This window comes from Eubacteriaceae bacterium Marseille-Q4139 (genome assembly GCA_018223415.1).
Taxonomy (GTDB): domain Bacteria; phylum Bacillota; class Clostridia; order Lachnospirales; family Lachnospiraceae; genus CABSIM01.
Map to the genome: position 1 here is coordinate 2,839,365 of JAGTTQ010000001.1, position 18,682 is coordinate 2,858,046.

13 protein-coding genes, 1 tRNA gene, 1 rRNA gene and 1 other annotated feature (1 of these 16 running past the window's edge) are annotated in these 18,682 nt (G+C 54.1%); of the genes, 11 read left to right on the forward strand and 4 right to left on the reverse strand.

What is annotated here, in order from left to right:
- From KE531_13435 to KE531_13475, 9 genes are all read left to right on the forward strand, one after another.
- Positions 1–2,470: ribosomal RNA gene (locus tag KE531_13435) — 23S ribosomal RNA — on the forward strand (it extends 420 nt beyond the left edge of the window).
- Between the two features lie 77 nt (positions 2,471–2,547).
- Positions 2,548–2,619 (forward strand) — tRNA-Gly (locus KE531_13440).
- Positions 2,620–2,851: 232 nt separating this feature from the next.
- Entirely contained in the window at positions 2,852–4,150 is a 1,299-nt protein-coding gene (locus KE531_13445) for a citrate:proton symporter (GenBank protein MBR9954594.1), read from the forward strand.
- A gap of 9 nt (positions 4,151–4,159) precedes the next feature.
- A complete protein-coding gene (locus KE531_13450) occupies positions 4,160–5,059 on the forward strand; it encodes a beta-lactamase family protein (GenBank protein ID MBR9954595.1) in 900 nt (299 codons plus the stop codon).
- 64 nt (positions 5,060–5,123) lie between these two features.
- The gene (locus KE531_13455) at positions 5,124–6,047 is read left to right on the forward strand and encodes a LysR family transcriptional regulator (protein MBR9954596.1); all 924 of its coding nucleotides are present in this window, start codon (positions 5,124–5,126) and stop codon (positions 6,045–6,047) included.
- A 12-nt stretch (positions 6,048–6,059) separates the two neighbouring features.
- Entirely contained in the window at positions 6,060–7,031 is a 972-nt protein-coding gene (locus tag KE531_13460) for a carbohydrate kinase (GenBank protein MBR9954597.1), read from the forward strand.
- Between the two features lie 294 nt (positions 7,032–7,325).
- Positions 7,326–8,861, forward strand: a complete 1,536-nt coding sequence (gene rho, locus KE531_13465) for a transcription termination factor Rho (GenBank protein ID MBR9954598.1) — start codon at positions 7,326–7,328, stop codon at positions 8,859–8,861.
- Between the two features lie 16 nt (positions 8,862–8,877).
- Positions 8,878–9,663, forward strand: a complete 786-nt coding sequence (locus tag KE531_13470) for an IclR family transcriptional regulator (GenBank protein ID MBR9954599.1) — start codon at positions 8,878–8,880, stop codon at positions 9,661–9,663.
- A 17-nt stretch (positions 9,664–9,680) separates the two neighbouring features.
- Positions 9,681–11,099 (forward strand): amidohydrolase family protein, encoded by a 1,419-nt coding sequence (locus KE531_13475; GenBank protein MBR9954600.1) that lies wholly within the window; start codon positions 9,681–9,683, stop codon positions 11,097–11,099.
- 22 nt (positions 11,100–11,121) lie between these two features.
- On the opposite strand, the gene KE531_13480 is transcribed toward KE531_13475, so the two are convergent.
- The gene (locus KE531_13480) at positions 11,122–11,829 is read right to left on the reverse strand and encodes an SAM-dependent methyltransferase (GenBank protein MBR9954601.1); all 708 of its coding nucleotides are present in this window, start codon (positions 11,827–11,829) and stop codon (positions 11,122–11,124) included.
- 155 nt (positions 11,830–11,984) lie between these two features.
- Here KE531_13480 and KE531_13485 point away from each other — a divergent pair, with 155 nt between their 5' ends.
- Complete coding sequence (locus tag KE531_13485) at positions 11,985–13,364, forward strand: MATE family efflux transporter (GenBank protein ID MBR9954602.1); 1,380 nt, start codon at positions 11,985–11,987, stop codon at positions 13,362–13,364.
- Positions 13,365–13,370: 6 nt separating this feature from the next.
- On the opposite strand, the gene KE531_13490 is transcribed toward KE531_13485, so the two are convergent.
- The 3 genes from KE531_13490 to KE531_13500 are packed head-to-tail and all read right to left on the reverse strand — an operon-like array spanning position 13,371 to position 16,182.
- Entirely contained in the window at positions 13,371–14,144 is a 774-nt protein-coding gene (locus KE531_13490; GenBank protein MBR9954603.1) for an ATP-binding cassette domain-containing protein, read from the reverse strand.
- Complete coding sequence (locus KE531_13495; GenBank protein ID MBR9954604.1) at positions 14,137–15,030, reverse strand: ABC transporter permease; 894 nt, start codon at positions 15,028–15,030, stop codon at positions 14,137–14,139. Before KE531_13495 ends, KE531_13490 begins: the two co-directional genes overlap by 8 nt.
- A 33-nt stretch (positions 15,031–15,063) precedes the next feature.
- On the reverse strand, positions 15,064–16,182 hold the full coding sequence (locus tag KE531_13500; protein MBR9954605.1) for an ABC transporter substrate-binding protein: 1,119 nt from the start codon (positions 16,180–16,182) through the stop codon (positions 15,064–15,066).
- A gap of 110 nt (positions 16,183–16,292) precedes the next feature.
- Positions 16,293–16,531: a binding site (T-box leader), on the reverse strand.
- 291 nt (positions 16,532–16,822) lie between these two features.
- Here KE531_13500 and ftsH point away from each other — a divergent pair.
- Positions 16,823–18,661 carry an ATP-dependent zinc metalloprotease FtsH gene (ftsH, locus tag KE531_13505; GenBank protein MBR9954606.1) on the forward strand — a complete coding sequence of 613 codons (1,839 nt, stop codon included), beginning with the start codon at positions 16,823–16,825 and terminating at the stop codon, positions 18,659–18,661.
- Positions 18,662–18,682 lie beyond the last annotated feature (21 nt).

Genomic DNA, 18,682 nt, shown 5'->3' on the forward strand with positions numbered 1-18,682 from the left:
TGGAACCTTGCAGGAAGTCGGGGGGACCACCCCCCAAGGCTAAATACTCCTTAGTGACCGATAGCGCATAGTACTGTGAAGGAAAGGTGAAAAGAACCCCGGGAGGGGAGTGAAAGAGAACCTGAAACCCTGTGTTTACAAGCTGTGGAAGCACGTTAAGGTGCAACCGCGTACTTTTTGTAGAACGGTCCGGCGAGTTGCGGATACTGGCAAGGTTAAGGGCTTAAGGCCCGGAGCCGAAGCGAGAGCAAGTCTTAAGAGGGCGTAAAGTCAGTATGTGCAGACCCGAAACCGGGTGATCTATCCATGTCCAGGTTGAAGCGAAAGTAAAATTTCGTGGAGGACCGAACGCACATCCGTTGAAAAGGGTGGCGATGAGGTGTGGATAGGGGAGAAATTCCAATCGAACCCGGAGATAGCTGGTTCTCCTCGAAATAGCTTTAGGGCTAGCCTCGTATTAGTCTGATGCAGGTAGAGCACTGAATTTCCTAGGGGGCGTCAAAGCCTACCGAAGAATATCAAACTCCGAATGGCATCCAGATGATGTACGGGAGTCAGACTGCACGAGATAAGTTGGGCAGTCAAAAGGGAAAGAGCCCAGACCTACGGCTAAGGTCCCCAAGTGCGTGTTAAGTGGAAAAGGATGTGGGATTTCAAAGACAACTAGGATGTTGGCTCAGAAGCAGCCACACATTCAAAGAGTGCGTAATAGCTCACTAGTCGAGAGGTCCTGCGCCGAAAATGTCCGGGGCTAAAACACGACACCGAAGCCTAGGAATGATTTTTAATCATTGGTAGAGGAGCATTCTTAAATGGGCGAAGCAGTACCGATAAGGAGCTGTGGACGTTTAAGAAGAGAGAATGCCGGAATGAGTAGCGAGATGGAGGTGGGAATCCTCCAGGCCGAATATCTAAGGGTTCCAGGGTAAAGCTGATCTGCCCTGGGTAAGTCGGGGCCTAAGGCGAGGCTGAGAAGCGTAGCCGATGGACAACAGGTTTAGATTCCTGTACCACATGGTATCAGAACTGTGGGGACGCAGAAGGATAGGATGACCGGGGAACAGAATCTCCGGGCAAGCGGGGTAGGAGTATGGTTGGCAAATCCGCCATACAATCCGAAGACGTGACGCGGACCGAACAAAAGTAGGGAAGCATCTGATTCCGGCTGCCGAGAAAAGCCGCTATTGCGTACCATGTGCCCGTACCGTAAACCGACACAGGTGGATGAGGAGAGAATCCTAAGGCCGGCGGGAGAAGCATTGTTAAGGAACTCGGCAAAATGACCCCGTAACTTCGGGAGAAGGGGTGCCAGGGAGACCTGGCCGCAGAGAATAGGCTCAAGCAACTGTTTAGCAAAAACACAGGTCTATGCGAAACCGTAAGGTGAGGTATATGGGCTGACGCCTGCCCGGTGCTGGAAGGTTAAGAGGAGAGGTTAGCGAAAGCGAAGCTTTGAATTTAAGCCCCAGTAAACGGCGGCCGTAACTATAACGGTCCTAAGGTAGCGAAATTCCTTGTCGGGTAAGTTCCGACCCGCACGAAAGGCGTAATGATTTGAGCGCTGTCTCGACAATGCACCCGGTGAAATTGAAGTACCAGTGAAGATGCTGGTTACCTGCGCCAGGACGGAAAGACCCCATGGAGCTTTACTCCAGCTTGATACTGGGATTCGGTGATGCATGCACAGGATAGGTGGGAGGCTGTGAAGCTTGGACTCCGGTCTAAGCAGAGCCGCTGTTGGGATACCACCCTTGCGTCACTGGGTTTCTAACCTGTCACCATGACCTGGTGAGGGGACAATGTCAGGTGGGGAGTTTGACTGGGGCGGTCGCCTCCGAAAGGGGATCGGAGGCGCTCAAAGGTTCCCTCAGAATGGTTGGAAACCATTCGAAGAGTGCAAAGGCAGAAGGGAGCTTGACTGCGAGACCGACGGGTCGAGCAGGTAGGAAACTAGGACTTAGTGATCCGGTGGTATGAAAGTGGGATTGCCATCGCTCAACGGATAAAAGCTACCCTGGGGATAACAGGCTTATCACTCCCAAGAGTTCACATCGACGGAGTGGTTTGGCACCTCGATGTCGGCTCATCGCATCCTGGGGCTGAAGTAGGTCCCAAGGGTTGGGCTGTTCGCCCATTAAAGCGGTACGCGAGCTGGGTTCAGAACGTCGTGAGACAGTTCGGTCCCTATCCGGCGCAGGCGGAGGATATTTGAGAGGAGCTGTCCTTAGTACGAGAGGACCGGGATGGACGGACCGCTGGTGTACCGGTTGAGTTACTAAGCTCATGGCCGGGTAGCCAAGTCTGGAAGGGATAAACGCTGAAGGCATCTAAGCGTGAAGCCCCCCTCAAGATGAGATATCCCATTCGAAAGAAGTAAGACCCCTTGAAGACGACGAGGTAGATAGGGCAGAGGTGGAAGTACAGTAATGTATGGAGCTGACTGTTACTAATCGGTCGAGGGCTTAACCAGAAGGTTTGTGTGTGGATGGATGTGTTCAATATGTGGTTTTGAAGGTATGTGCCTTCTAAAATAAATAGTTTGAAAATGCACGAGTGGCTCAGTGGTGGAGTATCGCCTTGCCAAGGCGAGGGTCGCGGGTTCGAATCCCGTCTCGTGCTTTTTTGTTGGCTGAAATTCCTTGAATTTTCGAGGGGCTTCAGCTTTTTTGTTTTGCAGAAATTTTGTATTTTGTAGACAGAAGTTGTTCAACCTGCACAACCCACGGCCAAAGTATGCAGAAAGAACATACAAAACCGACTGCATAAGCATTGGATTTCCCCGCACTTTTTCTTTAAAATAGCAGTATAAGATTTCCGCGGAGATACAAAGAAAATAAGGGGGAAACAAAAGATGTCATTTTTAGGCATTGCAGGCTTTATCCTGATGTTTATCATGGTGGCTCTGCTCTTGAAAGGGAAGACAATTCCGGCAGTCGTATTCATTGCCCTTCCGATTATTGTCGGCTTTGTGGTGGGATTTACGCCGGAGGAGATGAGCGGCTACATAAAAGACGGCGTGTCCAGCGTTTCAGAAACTGCGATTCTGTTTATTTTTGCAGTCATGTTTTTCGGCGTCATGTCGGATGCCGGTGTGTTTGACCGGATTGTCGGCAAGGTGGTGAAATATGTCGGGAGCAATATCCTGCTTCTGATGTTTGCAACGATCCTTATTGCCATCATCGGCCATCTGGACGGCTCGGGAGCAACGACGCTTCTGATTACAATCCCGCCGCTTCTTCCATTTTATAAGAAGCTTCATGTGCGGCCAATCGTTCTTCTGGGTATTACCTGCCTTACCATGGGCGTCATGAACATTGTACCGTGGGGCGGCCCATGCGGGAGGACGGCAGCAGCTCTTGAGGTTTCGCCGAATGAAATCTGGGCTTACTGCATCCCGGCGCAGGTATTCGGCATCGTATGCATTGCCGTGATGTGCTTCTGGTTTGCTAAAATGGAGAAAAAGCACGGTGCAGGCCTTGTGCCTGGTGAAGCGGAAGGCGCTGGCACGGCCCTCGCAGAGAACCCGCTTGCGAGACCGAAATGCTTTTGGTTCAACATTGTCCTGATTGCCTGCGTTGTACTGATGCTGACGCTCACGAAAATCCCGACCCATGTGACCTTTATGATCGCTCTTGCAGTCGGCCTCATCGTCAATTATCCGTCTCAAAAGGAGCAGAGCGAGCGGGTAAAGGCCCATGCCACGGATGCGCTCACTATGGCGTTTACAGCGCTGGCCTCCGGTGTGCTCATCGGTATCATGGGAAAGAGCCCGATGTTAGATGCCATGACTGAGATCGTCCTTTCGTTCATGCCGGAGTCCATGGCACCGCACCTGCATGTGCTGTTTGCAACGGTCAACAGCCCTCTCAGCATGGTGATTCACGGCGATGCCCTGACATACGGAATTGTGCCGATTGTGAACCAGATTGTCTCTGCATACGGTGTCCCGGCAGCAGCCGTCGGCGCGGCGTTCCTCATCACGTTTGGCCCGGCCATCTATATTATGCCGATGACGGCAGCCACTTACATGGGCCTTGGCCTTGCAGAGGTGGAGTTAAAGGATCACATTGCTTTTGCCTATAAGTATGCGTTTATTCTGGCGCTTGCGATGCTGGCCTTTGTTGTCATAACCGGTATTGTGCCGTTTTAGGAGGTTATTATGAAGAAAATCCAGATGGATGCATTTGAGGCGGCCACACAGGAGCTGGCCGTCAGGGGAATGGTGATTTACCAGAACGGGGAAGAGCTTCTTCATTACAGCAGAGTGCCGGAAGCGCGCCAGAACCAGTATTCGGTGACGAAGAGCTTTACTGCTGCGGCTGTGGCTTTTGCGGTGAAGGAAGGGTTGTTTTCCCTGGAGGATTCTGTGCTGGATCACTTTACAGACGATGCGCCGGAAAAGCCGTCGGAGTTTTTAAAGGAGATGAAGCTTAAGCATCTGATTACCATGTCCATGGGCTTTGAGGAGCCGATGCTTATGGGAATCATGCGGCCGAAGATGACGGAAAAGGACTGGGTCAAGTTTGTACTGCGGGCAAACACGGTTCATAAGCCGGGAACGGTGTTCCAGTATAACAATGCAGGGCCGTATCTTTTGGGGATTCTGATCCAGAGAAAGGCCGGCTGCTCTCTTGTGGAGTATTTGATGCCGCGGCTTTTTGAGCCTCTGGGAATTCCGATGCCGGAGTGTGAAAACGATCCTTTGGGAAATACGTTCGGGGCCGGCGGGCTTGTCATCAATGTTTCGGAGCTTGCTAGATTTGGCCTTTTCTGCCTTCAGAAGGGCGTATGGAACGGGGAACGCCTTCTTCCCGAAGAATGGTTCCTGGAGGCAGCGGCCGGCTTTATTGAATCCGAGGGGGACGAGGAAATCGGGCACAGGTACGGATACCTGATCTGGATTATGCCGGACGGTATGTACCGGGCCGATGGAAAGTATGGGCAGTACTGCATTGTGATCCCGAAAAAGCAGGCGGTAATCGCCGTCAATTCCATGGAAACGGAGAGGGAAAAGGATATCCTGCGGGCGGTCATCCGTCATATAATTCCTCAGTTATAGGCTGGACATGGCCTCCGGTTTTCGGTATAATGGACGAAAAAGAGGACAGCCGGCGGAGGCAGACATGGATTTTAAAGAGCTTGAATATATTCTTGTCATCGCACAGGAGAAGAACATTTCCAAAGCGGCTGAGAGGCTTTATGTCTCTCAGCCTGCTTTGAGTCGTGCGCTTCTAAAGGTGGAAGACCGCCTGGGTGTCAGCCTCTTTTTCAGGAAAAACCGGCAGTACATCCCGACGTATGCAGGGGAGCTGTATCTCGACATGGCCCGTACAGTTTTAAATAAAAAGCATGAGTTCGACCGGCAGATCAAAAAGCTTACGGAGGAAAACGGAGGGAGCATATCGTTCGGCATTACGCCGGGCCGCGGAAGGACGATTCTTCCGAAGATCCTGCCGCTGTTCCGCGAGGCGTTTCCCGGCTGCGAGCTGAGAATCTGCGAGGGAGACATCGGGCAGCTGGAGCGGAGCTTAAGGGACGGAACCATCGAGATTGCTTTTTTCACCATGCTTTCAGATGGGGAGAAAAATGGGAATCTGCATTATGAGCGGATTTCCAGGGAGGAAATCGTGCTCTGTACGGCAAAAACCGAAAAGTACGGGCTTTTAGGGAGCCCGAAACAGGGCCGGAAATATCCGTGGATTGACCTTAAGCTTTTAAAAAACGAGACGTTCCTGCTTCTTAAAAACAATATGCGCCTGGGCCAGTTTTCGGAAAAAGTGCTTTCCGAATATGGGATGACGCCGGAGATTATGGAGTTAAATTCCATCGATACGGCCCTGGCTCTTGTGGGGCAGCAGTATGGCGTGGCGTTTGCCTGCGGCTTTAAGCTGGAGGAACATGCCAATGCAAAGGAAATTCTCGTGTTTTCCTTTGGGGATGAGACTCCTGAGTGGGATTTTGTGGCTGCGTTTGACGCTTCTTATGCGGTGCGGCGTCCCGCCCGGTATCTGGTCGATTTGATGAAAGGTCTGAATGACGTGATATAGGAGGAAATGGAAATGGAGAAACGATATGACGTAACGGCGCTCGGCGAGCTGCTGATTGACTTTACGGAGAACGGCTTAAGCAGCCAGGGGAACCCGCTTTTGGAGGCCAATCCCGGCGGGGCGCCCTGCAATGTGTTGGCGATGCTTCAGAAGCTGGGACGGAAGACGTCCTTTATTGGCAAGGTGGGAGACGATCAGTTTGGAAAGATGTTAAAGGAAGCCATCGAAAGCACAGGGATTGATTCGGGAAATCTGGTGTTTGACGGCGAAATCCACACGACGTTAGCGTTTGTCCATACATTCCCGGACGGGGACAGGGATTTTTCCTTTTACCGGAACCCCGGCGCTGATGTGATGCTCAGGAAGGAAGAGGTGCAGAAGGAGCGGATTGAGGCCTCCAGGATTTTCCATTTCGGGAGCCTTTCCTTTACCCATAAGGAGTCCAGGGAAGCTGTGTGTTTCGCAATTCAGACAGCGAAGGAGGCCGGCGTCCTTGTGAGCTTTGACCCGAATCTTCGTGAGCCATTGTGGAAGAGCCTTGAGGACGCCAAAGCAGCCATCGCCTACGGCATGGAACAGTGCGATGTTTTGAAGATTTCGGACAACGAGGTGGTGTTCATGACGGGCGAAGAAGACTATGACAGGGGAGTTTCCCTCCTTCAGGAAACATACGGAATCCCTTTGATTTTCCTGACCATGGGAAAAGACGGGAGCCGTGCTTATTATAAAGGCCGGAAGATAGAGGCGGCGCCGTTCCCCCAGGAGAACACCATTGAAACGACAGGCGCTGGAGACACGTTTACCGGCTGTATCCTGAACGGGCTTCTCGATACGGGCATGGAAAACCTTACCGATGAGGCGTTAGTTCAGATGATGACCTTTGCCAATGCGGCGGCGGCGTTAATTACCACAAGGCGCGGGGCCTTGAAGGTGATGCCGGAGAGGGCAGAGGTAATGAAGGTTTTGGAGAAAAAAGAAAAATAGAAAGCAGACAGAAGACAGCACCGGACGAATCCGGGGCTGTCTTTTTAAACATAAAAGAAATTCTCCGTCAACATATTCCCGTTCCCGGAAAGCCGGTTTTAGAGAAGACCTCAAGAGGTATTTTGTTAGAAAAATTTAACTTTTCAACCCCAATAAATTGTTATATAATGAAGTCATCAGCAGGACAGAGAGCAAAGGACAGATTTGAAAGTCCGCAGTATAGAATCTATCAGTCTTTTTATCTTTCAAAAATCCCCAATGATAACAAACCAAATTTTAATGAGGAGATAATATATGCGTGAAAAATTAGCAACACTGCCATTGGCGCAGCTTCGTGAACTGGCGAAGGGCCAGGGAATCAAAAACGTCAGCGGGCTCAGGAAGTCAGAGCTGATCGACAGGCTGTGCGAGCTGGCAGAAAAAGAAGAACAGGAAAAACAGGAGAGGGAGGCGTCCCAGGCAGAGCCGGCGGAAGCACCGGCCGAAGTGCATTCCCAGGCTGCGCCGGTGGCTGCACCGCAGGCGGCAGATCCCGCCAGGAGGCGCCAGGCATACAGCCATCCGGAGCGGCCTGTGCGCCAGAGCCAGAACGGCCAGGGGACAGAAATCCGCCAGGAGATGCGCCAGAACGGCGGCCTTCAGGAAAACAGCGTGAGCGCCCCGGCCTCGGATCCCAAGGTGGAGCTTCAGGAGCTGGACAGCGGCATCGAGGCCAACGGCATCCTGGAGGTGATGCCGGACGGCTTCGGCTTCATCCGCTGTGAAAACTATCTGCCGGGGGAGAACGACGTCTATGTGGCGCCGTCCCAGATCCGCCGCTTCAACATGAAGACCGGCGATATCATCCGCGGCAGCAGGAGAGTCCGTACGGCGACGGAAAAATTCGCTGCCCTTTTGTATGTGACCTCCATCAACGGCTATCCGGTAAACCAGGCGGAGCGGCGGCCCAACTTTGAGGATCTGACGCCGATTTTCCCCAACCAGCGGTTAAGCCTGGAGGTGCGGAACGGCCGCAACACGACGGCCATGCGCGTCATGGATCTTCTGGCGCCCATCGGTAAGGGCCAGCGAGGCATGATCGTCTCCCCGCCGAAGGCAGGAAAGACGACGCTTTTAAAACAGGTGGCAAAGGCTGTGACCACCAATTTTCCGGACATGCACTTAATTATCCTTTTAATTGACGAGCGTCCCGAGGAGGTTACGGACATCAAGGAATCCGTGGTAGGGCCGAACGTGGAGGTCATCTATTCCACCTTCGATGAGCTGCCTGACCGCCATAAACGGGTATCTGAGATGGTAATCGAGCGGGCCAAGAGGCTTGTGGAACACGGCCGCGACGTGATGATCCTTTTGGACAGCATCACCCGCCTTGCTCGCGCCTACAACCTGGTTGTGCCGCCCAGCGGCCGTACCCTTTCCGGCGGTCTCGACCCGGCGGCCCTCCATATGCCGAAGCGGTTCTTCGGCGCCGCCAGAAACATGAGGGAAGGCGGCAGCCTTACGATTCTCGCCACGGCTCTTGTGGACACGGGAAGCCGTATGGACGATGTGATTTACGAGGAATTCAAGGGAACCGGCAACATGGAGCTGGTGTTAGACCGGAAGCTCTCGGAAAAGAGGATTTTCCCGGCCATCGACATCTTAAAGTCCGGCACCAGACGCGACGATTTGCTGCTTTCCCGCGAGGAGGCCGAGGCCGTGGACAACATCCGCAAGGCGACGAATTCCATGAAGGCCGACGAGGCCGTGGAAAAGATCCTGGATCTGTTTGCCAGGACGCGGTCCAACCGCGAGTTTGTGGATATGGCGAAAAAAATGAGGTTCTTCTAAGCCGGAGGCAGGAAACATGAAGGAAGAAGCGTCAAAAAATCCGATTCAGGTTGCGGAAAAGATTTTTCTTGTGATCGAGACCCTGGCGGAAAACGGGCCCATGGGGATCATGGAGCTCAGCAGCAGCCTGGGGTACCATAAAAGCACGACCCACCGCCTGGTGAATTCCCTCGTCTGCCTGGGATACATCCGCCAGGACGAGGAGTCCTTAAAATATTCGCTGTCCCTGAAATTTTTAGAGATCGGCGGAAAGATATTGGAGCAGACCAACATGGCCGCCCTGATCCATCCGTCGCTTAAAAAGCTGTCGGAGCAGACCGGGGAGACGGTTCATCTCGTCCAGAGAGAGGGGACGGAGGCCGTCTACATCGACAAGGTGGAATCCAGCGCCAGCTCCATCCGCATGGTATCGCGCGTGGGGAGCCGGATCCCCCTTTACTGCTCCGGTGTCGGCAAGGCGCTTTTGGCGGAGCTTTCCGACGAGGAGATCCGCGCCATATGGGAGGCCTCCAGGATCCGCCGTCTGACGCCCTATACGATCACGTCCTTAGACGAGCTCATGGAGCGTGTCGGCGAGGTGCGGAAAAACGGTTTCGCGGTGGACGACGAGGAAAACGAGGAAGGCGTCCGCTGCATCGCGGTCAGCATCCGGGATTACCACAAGGAGCCGGTTTATGCCTTAAGCATTTCGGCTCCGGTGGGACGGATGACGGGGGAACGGATGAAGGAGCTGGAAAGGGACGTGCTGGAATTTAAAAAAGAGCTGGCAAAGAACCTGGGCTTCCGGGGGACAGGCCGGTAGAAAAAGGAGGCGGAGCAATGTTTGACATTCTGATGATCCACGGAGTTGTGATTCCCATGGACGAAGAGCACCGCATTTACCAGGACGGCTACGTTGCCATCACGGGCGATACCATCGCTGCGGTCGGGGACATGCGGGAGCTTTCTGTGCTTCCGGAGGCAAAACGCATCCTGGACGCAGCGGGGAACGCGGTGCTCCCGGGGCTTGTGGACGGCCACGGGCATGCCGGGCACTGCCTTGTAAAAACCATGGGCGAGCATCTGGATTCGGCCTGGGAGCCCATGGCCGAGGAGATTTACTACCGCTGTACGGATGAAGCTTTCTGGTACGCGGAAGGCGCCCTGGCGGCCGCAGAGCGGGTGAAATTCGGCATCACGACAGGCGTTTCCATGATCGGCAACACGCCGCAGATTGATATGCTGGAGCCGTTAGCGGCAAACCTGGAGGCGTCGTCCTCGGTGGGGATCCGCCAGCTAAGCGGCATCGGCTGCGCCAACGGGCCGTGGCCGAAGCATGCCAGGCGGTTTTTAAAGGACGGCACGGTGAAAGAGTATGACGTCACGCCGGACATGGCTTACGAGACGACGAGACGGGCCGTAAGGGAGTTAAACGGAAAATACCCGGCCGCCTCCTGCATCGTGGCTCCCGGCCGCATGGGCAGGCGCCCCGGCGAAAGCGACGAGGCCAACATCCGCCACAACCGCACCATGCATGAAATTGCCATGGAATACGGCACGCCGCTCCATACCCATGCGTTTGGCGGCGACGTGCAGTTCCTCTATGACACGACGCCGGAGGTTTTGCGGGAGACGCTGTCCCTGACCCACAGCACCGGTTACAGCGACAGGGAGCTTGACATCCTGGCGGAGACGGGCGCCTACGTTTTCCATGGGCCGACGACGCGTTCCGCCATACGGAAGTTCTGCCCGGTTTATAAGATGATGAAGCGGGGCGTCCATGTGGCCGTCGTGACAGACGGGACGGCGCCGGACAGGAGCTTTGATATCTGGCGCGACATGAAAAATGTCCAGCTTCTCCAGAGGACAAGCGAAAGCGATACGGACATCCTGCCCTGCGGGAAGGTGCTGGAATTAGTGACAAAAGAACCGGCGAAGGCGCTTGGAATCTGGGATCAGGTGGGTTCCCTGGAGCCGGGAAAGAAGGCGGACGTGATTGTTGTGAACGTCCATCAGCCTCATCTGGCGCCTTTCGGGATCATGCCGGTCCAGCGTCTCGTCTATCATGCCATGGGACAGGACGTGGATACGTCCATCATTGACGGAAAAATCGTGATGGAAAACAGGAAGCTGATGCTTGCGGATGAGGCAAAGATTTTAAAGGATGCCGAGACGGCGTTTTTTGCGATGATGGAGCGGTTCGGAAGACGGGACGTGCTGGAAAACAGCCGCCTTTACGAGCTGGACGGCGGGAAATAAAAAGTGCGCGCGGATGCGCGCACTAGCGTCTGCTCGGATGATAGGGACAGTGGTGCTTAAGGCACTGCTTGTTTTCCGGAGAAAAGCCGCAGCGGATGGTTTCCGGGAGCTCCATGGCGATTCCAAGGTGTTCCTTTGTAAAGAGGGCAGCCGCCTTTGCCGCCGTAAAGGAGTTGCGCTTGCAGCACCGCGGGCCGCCGAGGGCTGCGATTTCTTTTAATGCCTGCGCTGTCACGGCATTGGCGAGACCCCAGGATTTTCCTGTGAGGGGCGTCGCTTTTGTAAGAATACTCATATACATGCCGGTGCTGACGGCCGCTCCGCAGCAGCCCCAGAGGCCGCAGGAGCCGCCGGGGTACCGGCTGCCCCGTTCCTTCATTTCCGCGAGCGCCGCCGGAAAATCCAGCTCTCCGCCGCAGTTTTTGTATGCGGTGAGCAGGGCGGCGCCGACTAAAATGTGGTGCTCCGGCCCGTGCATGTAGATATAGGGATCCTCCATGATTTCCATCATGATGGCGATGGGGTCTTTCTTTTCACTTTTTTCGCAGTGGGATAAGATGACCTGGACGCCGCGCTCTTCATGGCAGGCATCGCAGACAAAATGGCCGTCCTCGCAGCTTGCATAGGTCTTGAATTTCTGATGGCAGATCTGACATTCCAGTTCTTTTGCCGTTTCAAAGTAGATTAACGGCTTTCCGCATATGAGACATGCGCCTTCTTTCCGTTTCATGATAAACAATCCTCCCCGTATTGGATACGATTATTGTAGCATGATGCCGAATCGTTTACAACTCGGAATTTACGTGCTCTTATTCTTGCTTTTCTGACGATTCGGTAATATAATGAAATTGTATTTTATTTGATACATAAGGGAAGGGGATATTTATGGAAGGAAACTTGCAGAAGAGAGCGGAAAAATTTCTGGGCGGAGGAAAGAAAGGATACCAGACTGCATTCCATATGGCATGGCCTGCGGTGATGGAATCTTTTTTTATTGCCCTGGCAGGCATGGTAGACTCGCTGATGGTGAGCTCCATGGGGGCATACGCCGTGGCCGCCGTCGGCCTGACGACGCAGCCGAAATTCATCGGCCTCTGCATCTTTATCGCTACGAACGTGTCAGTGTCGGCCCTCGTCGCCAGACGGCGCGGGGAACAGGACAGGCAGGGCGCCAACCAGGTGCTTTTGATGGCCGTGACCTTTACGTTAATTGTCGGGGCTCTTGTCAGCATCATCTGTGTGGCCTTTGCTGACCCGATCATCCGGCTCTGCGGCGCCAATGAGGATACCCAGGACAGTGCCGCGCTGTACTTTCGGATCATCATGGGCGGTATGATGTTCAATATTATTTCGATGGTAATCAATGCGTCCCAGAGAGGGGCGGGAAATACGAAGATCGCCATGCGGACAAATGTGACGTCCAACGTGGTGAATATGATTGGAAATTACTTCCTGATTCAGGGAAACTGCGGCTTCCCTGAGCTTGGAATTGCGGGCGCGGCCATTGCTACCGTATTTGGTACGTTCGTGGCCTGCATCATGAGCATTCTGTCCCTGCGTCCGAGGGACAATTTTGTAAGCATCCCTTATATCATTAAGGAAAAAGTCCGGATCACCCTGGAACCGGCTAAAAACATGGCGAAAATCGCTTCCAGCGTGTTCCTGGAGCAGATTTTCATGCGGATCGGCTTCATGACGGTAGCTCTCATGGTGGCAAAGCTGGGAACCGACGCCTTTGCTGCTCACCAGGTGGGAATGAATATCATGAACCTGTCGTTTTCCTTCGGAGACGGCATGCAGGTGGCGGCCGTGGCCCTCTGCGGGCGGAGCCTCGGGGAAAAGAAGCCGGAGCTTGCAAAGATGTACGGAACCATCTGCCAGCGGATCGGGAACATGATTTCCCTCGTCCTGGCGGTGATTTATCTGCTGTTCGGCTCGTGGCTCTATCATCTGTTCTTTGAGGAAGCCCACCTGATTGCCATGGGAGCGATTATCACAAAGCTTCTGGCCGTGATCGTGCTTCTCCAGATTGCCCAGGTCATCTACATGGGATGCCTTCGCGGCGCCGGTGACGTCATGTTTACGACGGTGGCCTCCACCATCAGCATCACCTTCGTGCGGCCGATTTTCTCTTATCTTCTCGGCTTTGCGGCAGGCCTGGGGCTTCCGGGAATCTGGCTGGGCGTTTTGATGGATCAGTTCTGCCGGCTCTGCCTCACCACATGGCGGTTTAAGAGCGGGAAGTGGATGAAGATCCAGATTTAGCTGCGGTTAATTCCCGCATTCGATGCTGATCTGGTTGAACATGGTGAGGAGATCCTCGACCTGCACCGAAGCTTTTTCTTCGGCTTTCTTATCCAGAACCACCTGTCCCTGGTGCATCATCAGCAGGCGGTTCCCGTATTCCACGGCATACCGCAGGTTGTGGGTCACCATCATGGTCGTCAGATGCTTTTCTTTTACGATTTTGCCGGTCAGCTCCATGATGGTTTCGGCGGTCTTCGGGTCGAGGGCCGCCGTGTGTTCGTCCAGGATTAAAAACTCGATGGGCGTCATGGTGGACATGAGGAGCGCCATGGCCTGACGCTGCCCGCCGGAGAGGACGCCCACCTTTACATGGAGTTTATCCTCGAGGCCAAGTCCCAGGGTTTTTAGCTGTTCTCTATAATAGCTGATCCTGGCTTTGTTGGTGCCGGGGAGCAGGCCCCAGGATTTTCCCTTGTTGTCGGCCATGGCCATGTTTTCCAGGATTGTCATGTTGGGGCAGGTGCCCATGGCCGGGTTCTGGAACACGCGGCCGATGCGCCTCTGACGCCGGTGCTCCGGCATTTTCGTGATGTTTTCCCCGTTGATGAGGATAGAACCGGAGTCCAGGGGAATGCTTCCGCAGATCAGGTTTAACAGGGAGGTCTTTCCGGAGCCGTTGCTTCCGACGATGGAGACGAACTCCCCTTCTTCAATATTCAGGTCAAAATTTTCAAACAGGCACATCTCATTGACAGTCCCTGCATTGTAGTATTTATTGATGGCTTTTAATTCAAGCATGACGGCGCCCCCTTTGTTTCAGGATCGTGCTGATGATAAGGGCAGCGAGAAGAATGGCGGCTGTGATTAACTTCTGGTCGGTGGCTTTTACGAAGCGGCGGGAGATGACGAGGGCGATGCATGCTTTATAGAGGATTGTGCCCGCGATGACGGCCGTGGTGGCCTTCAGTTTCCCGAAGCTTTTGAAAAGCTGTGTGCCGAGGATGACGCTTGCAAGGCCAAGCACCATGGTTCCCGTGCCGATGGAGATTTCAAAAAAGCCCTGTTTCTGGCAGAGGATTCCGCCGGAGAGGGCGGCAAGCCCGTTGGCAATGGCAAGGCCGATGATTTTCACGGTGCCTTTGTCTTTTGCGAGAGCCGTGACGAGAGCGTCATTGTCGCCGGCAGCCCGGAGCAGGTACCCGGATTTCGTGTTCAGATACCAGTCCAAAAGGAGCTTGCAGGCGATGGCGATGACGGCCGTGACGATCACCACCGTGTAGGGGCGGAGCCCGGCGGGAAGGTTTTCCCGGAAAAATTCGTTGTCAAAAATCGTGTCCTTGGAAAGGATCGGGAGATTGGCTTTCATCCCCGCGATCCTTAAATTGATGGAGTATAGCGCCGTCATGACGATGATGCCGGAAAACAAGTCCCGGACTCTGCATTTTACATGGATCAGGCCTGTGACGCAGCCGGCGAAGACGCCTGCCAGAAAGGAGACCGGCAGGGCGGCGGCCGGATGAAGCCCGCCTGCGATCAGGCTTGCCGTGATGGCTGCCCCGAGGGGGAAGGTGCCGTCCACCGACAGATCCGGGAAATCCAGGATCCGGTACGTGATGTAGACGCCGAGCACCATGATCGCATAGATCAGGCCTTCTTCAAAAATTCCTAAAATGATTGCCATGATGTGCCTCCAAACAGTTGATTTCGTTCCAAAGACTTACGGAAGCTCGGTGAAGAGCTCTGCCGCTTTGCCGGTCAGTTCTTCAGGAAGGGTGATGCCGAGGGCTTCGGCGGCTGCCGTGTTGCCGTAGAAGGCGGCTTCCGTGATGACTTCGTAGTTCATTTCGCTGGCTTTCGCCTCACCTTTTAAGACCTTTGCGGCCATGTGTCCCGTCTGCTTTCCAAGCTCCACATAGTCAAGTCCCATAGATGCCAGACAGCCGATCCGTACCTGCTCGATTTCGCTTCCGAACACCGGGATCCCTTTGGCGTTAGCCTTGGAGAGGATGAGCGGCAGGGAGGAGACGACGTTGTTGTCGGTTAAGTTGTTTAAGCAGTCCACCTCTTCGAGGATGCTGTCAGTGGCAAGGGGGATGTCGGCTGCGGAGGAGACGCCGCCTTCGACGATCTCAAAGCCGTATTCCGGAGCCAGCTCCTTGTATTCCGCCAGGGTGGAGGCGGAGTTTACTTCGTTGGTGGTGTACATAATGCCGATTTTTGTTGCATCGGAAAGAATTTTTCGGATCATTTCCAACTGCTGTTCTACCGGAAGCTTGTCGCTGGTTCCTGTCACCTCGCCGACCGGACTGCCGTCTGCATTTGCAAGCTCTGCGGCGACGGGATCGGTGACGGCCGTGTAGATGACCGGGATGTCATATTTGCGGCCGACGCTGTATGCGCTCTGGGCGATGGGCGTTGCGATGGCGCAGATCATGTCGGCGTTCTGCCCTGCAAAGTTGTTGACGATCTGGGCGGCAAGGCCGGAGTCAGCCTGGGCATTTTCTTCCAGGATTGTTAAGTTTTCCCCTTCTATGAAGCCTTCCTCTGCCAGGCCTGCGATGAATCCCTCACGGCAGTTGTCGAGGGAACCGTGTTCGGCGTACTGGCCGATTCCGATGGTGTAGGAGCCGGAGACGGCTTCGGCAGTTTCTTTGCCTTCCGTTTCCGCCTGAGAGGCGGTTTCGGCCTCTGTTTCCGCCGTCTTTTCTGCGTCGGATTCCGGCGCGGTCACGATGGAAGCGGCCGTTGTGGGCTCGGAAGCCTCTTTGGATGAACAGCCTGCTAAGATGGCTGCGGCGAGTGTCGTGAGTACGAGAGCTTTGATCGATTTTTTCATGTTTTGTTCCTCCTGTGGTTTTAAATTTTTCTGCCGGATTTGGAGGAAGAGGGGGACTTACGCGGTTTTTACAAAATAAAAAGTCCCAAGCATTCCTGTTTCCAGTTTATGCTTGAGACGAATTTTCATCCGCGGTGCCACTCAAATTGACATTTTCAGTCCTCTTTCCATATACCAACATATATGCCGCGAAGATAACGGCTGCGGTTGCCGTCAGTCCATACTCGCATCCTTTCAGGACTGCCCTCGAAAGTCCATTCCATTTTCCGTGCCCTACCGCAATCCCACCGCCTGCGGCTCTCTGGAAAGACAGCCATGAAAATGTACTCCTCTTTCTCATCGGTTTTCTATGAAATTGTAATGTCATCTTAATACGGGGGAGATAATTTGTCAAGGATTTTTTTCGCACAGGGATGTTTTGGCAGTTTTTGTCCATACTGTGAAATGTATAAAATAAAAAGAAAATTTGAGAAACTTCCATAAAGTTCCTTGACTTTCCGCAGGAACCGCGATACCATATGCTACGTGAGGTGACAGGGTGTCACCATACGGAGGCACAGCAGGAAACGGGAGGTGAAAGGGCCTTTTGGGAGCCAGCTTCCTGACCTGCGGCGGCCGCAGACAAAAAAGGAGAATCAGTATGGGAACAAAAAACGGCGGAAAGCAGCCGGAAAACAACAACAGCTTTAAACCACTTCTCTATTATATGATCGGGATTTTCCTCATTACCCTGATTTTAAACGGGATGGTCTTCCCGTCCATGATGAGGACCCAGGTGACGGAAGTGGGCTACAACGATTTCCTCTCCATGGTGGATGCCGGGAAAGTGGCAATGGTGCAGAAGGACGATGATGAGTACCTCTTCCTTGTAAAGGATGAACAGGGCCGTGATCAGGTTTACAAGACAGGCCTCTGGGAGGACGAGGGACTGACGAGCCGGCTTTACGATGCTGGCGTGCAGTTCGGAAAGGTGATTCCGCGGGAGGAATCCGCCATCATGACGATCATCACCCAGTGGATCCTTCCGATTATTATCATGGTTGCCATCGGCCAGATTTTTGCCAGAATGATGTCGAAGCGCATGGGCGGGAACGCCATGACCTTTGGGAAATCCAATGCGAAAATTTATGCGGAAAATGAGACTGGAAAGACCTTTGCCGACGTGGCCGGGCAGGAAGAGGCCAAGGAGGCGTTAAAGGAGATCGTGGACTTCCTCCATGACCCGAAAAAATATGCCGACATCGGCGCGACGCTGCCGAAGGGCGCCCTGCTTGTGGGCCCGCCCGGAACCGGCAAGACCCTGCTTGCAAGGGCTGTGGCCGGTGAGGCGCATGTCCCGTTCTTTTCCATCTCCGGCTCGGAGTTTGTGGAGATGTTCGTGGGAATGGGCGCCGCGAAGGTCAGAGACCTGTTTAAGCAGGCCACGGAAAAGGCGCCGTGCATCGTGTTCATCGACGAGATTGATACCATCGGAAAGAAGCGCGACGGCAGCGGCATGAGCGGAAACGACGAGAGGGAACAGACCTTAAACCAGCTTCTGACGGAGATGGACGGCTTCGACGGGAAAAAGGGAGTCGTGATTCTGGCAGCCACCAACCGGCCGGAATCTCTCGACCAGGCGCTCCTTCGTCCCGGCCGGTTTGACAGGCGGATCCCGGTGGAGCTCCCGGATTTAAAGGGCCGCGAGGCGATTTTGAAGGTACATGCAAGAAACGTGAAAATGGACGATACGGTGAACTTTAACGCCATCGCCCGCGCCACCTCCGGCGCCAGCGGCGCAGAGCTGGCAAACATTGTAAACGAGGCGGCTCTCCGTGCCGTGCGTTTTGGAAGGCGCGTCGTCTGCCAGGCAGACCTGGAGGAAAGCGTCGAGACGGTTATCGCCGGGTACCAGAGAAAGGATGCGGCCGTTTCCGAGAATGAGAAGCGGATTGTGGCCTACCATGAAATCGGCCATGCGCTGGTGGCCGCCTGCCAGAGCCATTCGGCCCCTGTCCATAAAATTACGATTATCCCCAGGACGTCAGGCGCCCTTGGATACACGATGCAGGTGGAGTCCGGGGAGCGGTTCTTAATGAGCAAGGAAGAGGCGTTAAATAAGATCGCCACCTTAACCGGCGGCCGGGCGGCCGAGGAATTCATGTTCCATTCCATCACGACGGGTGCCTCCAACGACATCGAGCAGGCCACAAAGTTAGCCCGCGCCATGATTACCAGATACGGCATGAGCGATCAGTTCGGCATGGTGGCGCTTGAGACCGTGAACAACCAGTATCTCGGCGGCGACGCGTCCTTAGCATGTTCGCCGGAGACGGCCAAGGCCATCGACGATGAGGTGGTGCGGATTATTAAGGCCCAGTACGAAAAGGCCATGGGGATTTTGAAGGACAATGCGGCGAAGCTAAATGAGCTGGCGGCATACCTTCTGGAAAAGGAAACGATTACCGGAGAGGAATTCATGGAAATTCTGAACCGTTAAACCAAAAATGGAAAAGCCGGG

Bases quoted from the DNA above. Each gene is read 5' to 3' on its own strand.
- KE531_13445 (MBR9954594.1), top strand. From the start codon at position 2,852: ATGTCATTTTTAGGCATTGCAGGCTTTATCCTGATGTTTATCATGGTG.
- KE531_13450 (MBR9954595.1), top strand. From the start codon at position 4,160: ATGAAGAAAATCCAGATGGATGCATTTGAGGCGGCCACACAGGAGCTG.
- KE531_13455 (MBR9954596.1), top strand. From the start codon at position 5,124: ATGGATTTTAAAGAGCTTGAATATATTCTTGTCATCGCACAGGAGAAG.
- KE531_13460 (MBR9954597.1), top strand. From the start codon at position 6,060: ATGGAGAAACGATATGACGTAACGGCGCTCGGCGAGCTGCTGATTGAC.
- rho (MBR9954598.1), top strand. From the start codon at position 7,326: ATGCGTGAAAAATTAGCAACACTGCCATTGGCGCAGCTTCGTGAACTG.
- KE531_13470 (MBR9954599.1), top strand. From the start codon at position 8,878: ATGAAGGAAGAAGCGTCAAAAAATCCGATTCAGGTTGCGGAAAAGATT.
- KE531_13475 (MBR9954600.1), top strand. From the start codon at position 9,681: ATGTTTGACATTCTGATGATCCACGGAGTTGTGATTCCCATGGACGAA.
- KE531_13480 (MBR9954601.1), bottom strand. From the start codon at position 11,829: ATGAAACGGAAAGAAGGCGCATGTCTCATATGCGGAAAGCCGTTAATC.
- KE531_13485 (MBR9954602.1), top strand. From the start codon at position 11,985: ATGGAAGGAAACTTGCAGAAGAGAGCGGAAAAATTTCTGGGCGGAGGA.
- KE531_13490 (MBR9954603.1), bottom strand. From the start codon at position 14,144: ATGCTTGAATTAAAAGCCATCAATAAATACTACAATGCAGGGACTGTC.
- KE531_13500 (MBR9954605.1), bottom strand. From the start codon at position 16,182: ATGAAAAAATCGATCAAAGCTCTCGTACTCACGACACTCGCCGCAGCC.
- ftsH (MBR9954606.1), top strand. From the start codon at position 16,823: ATGGGAACAAAAAACGGCGGAAAGCAGCCGGAAAACAACAACAGCTTT.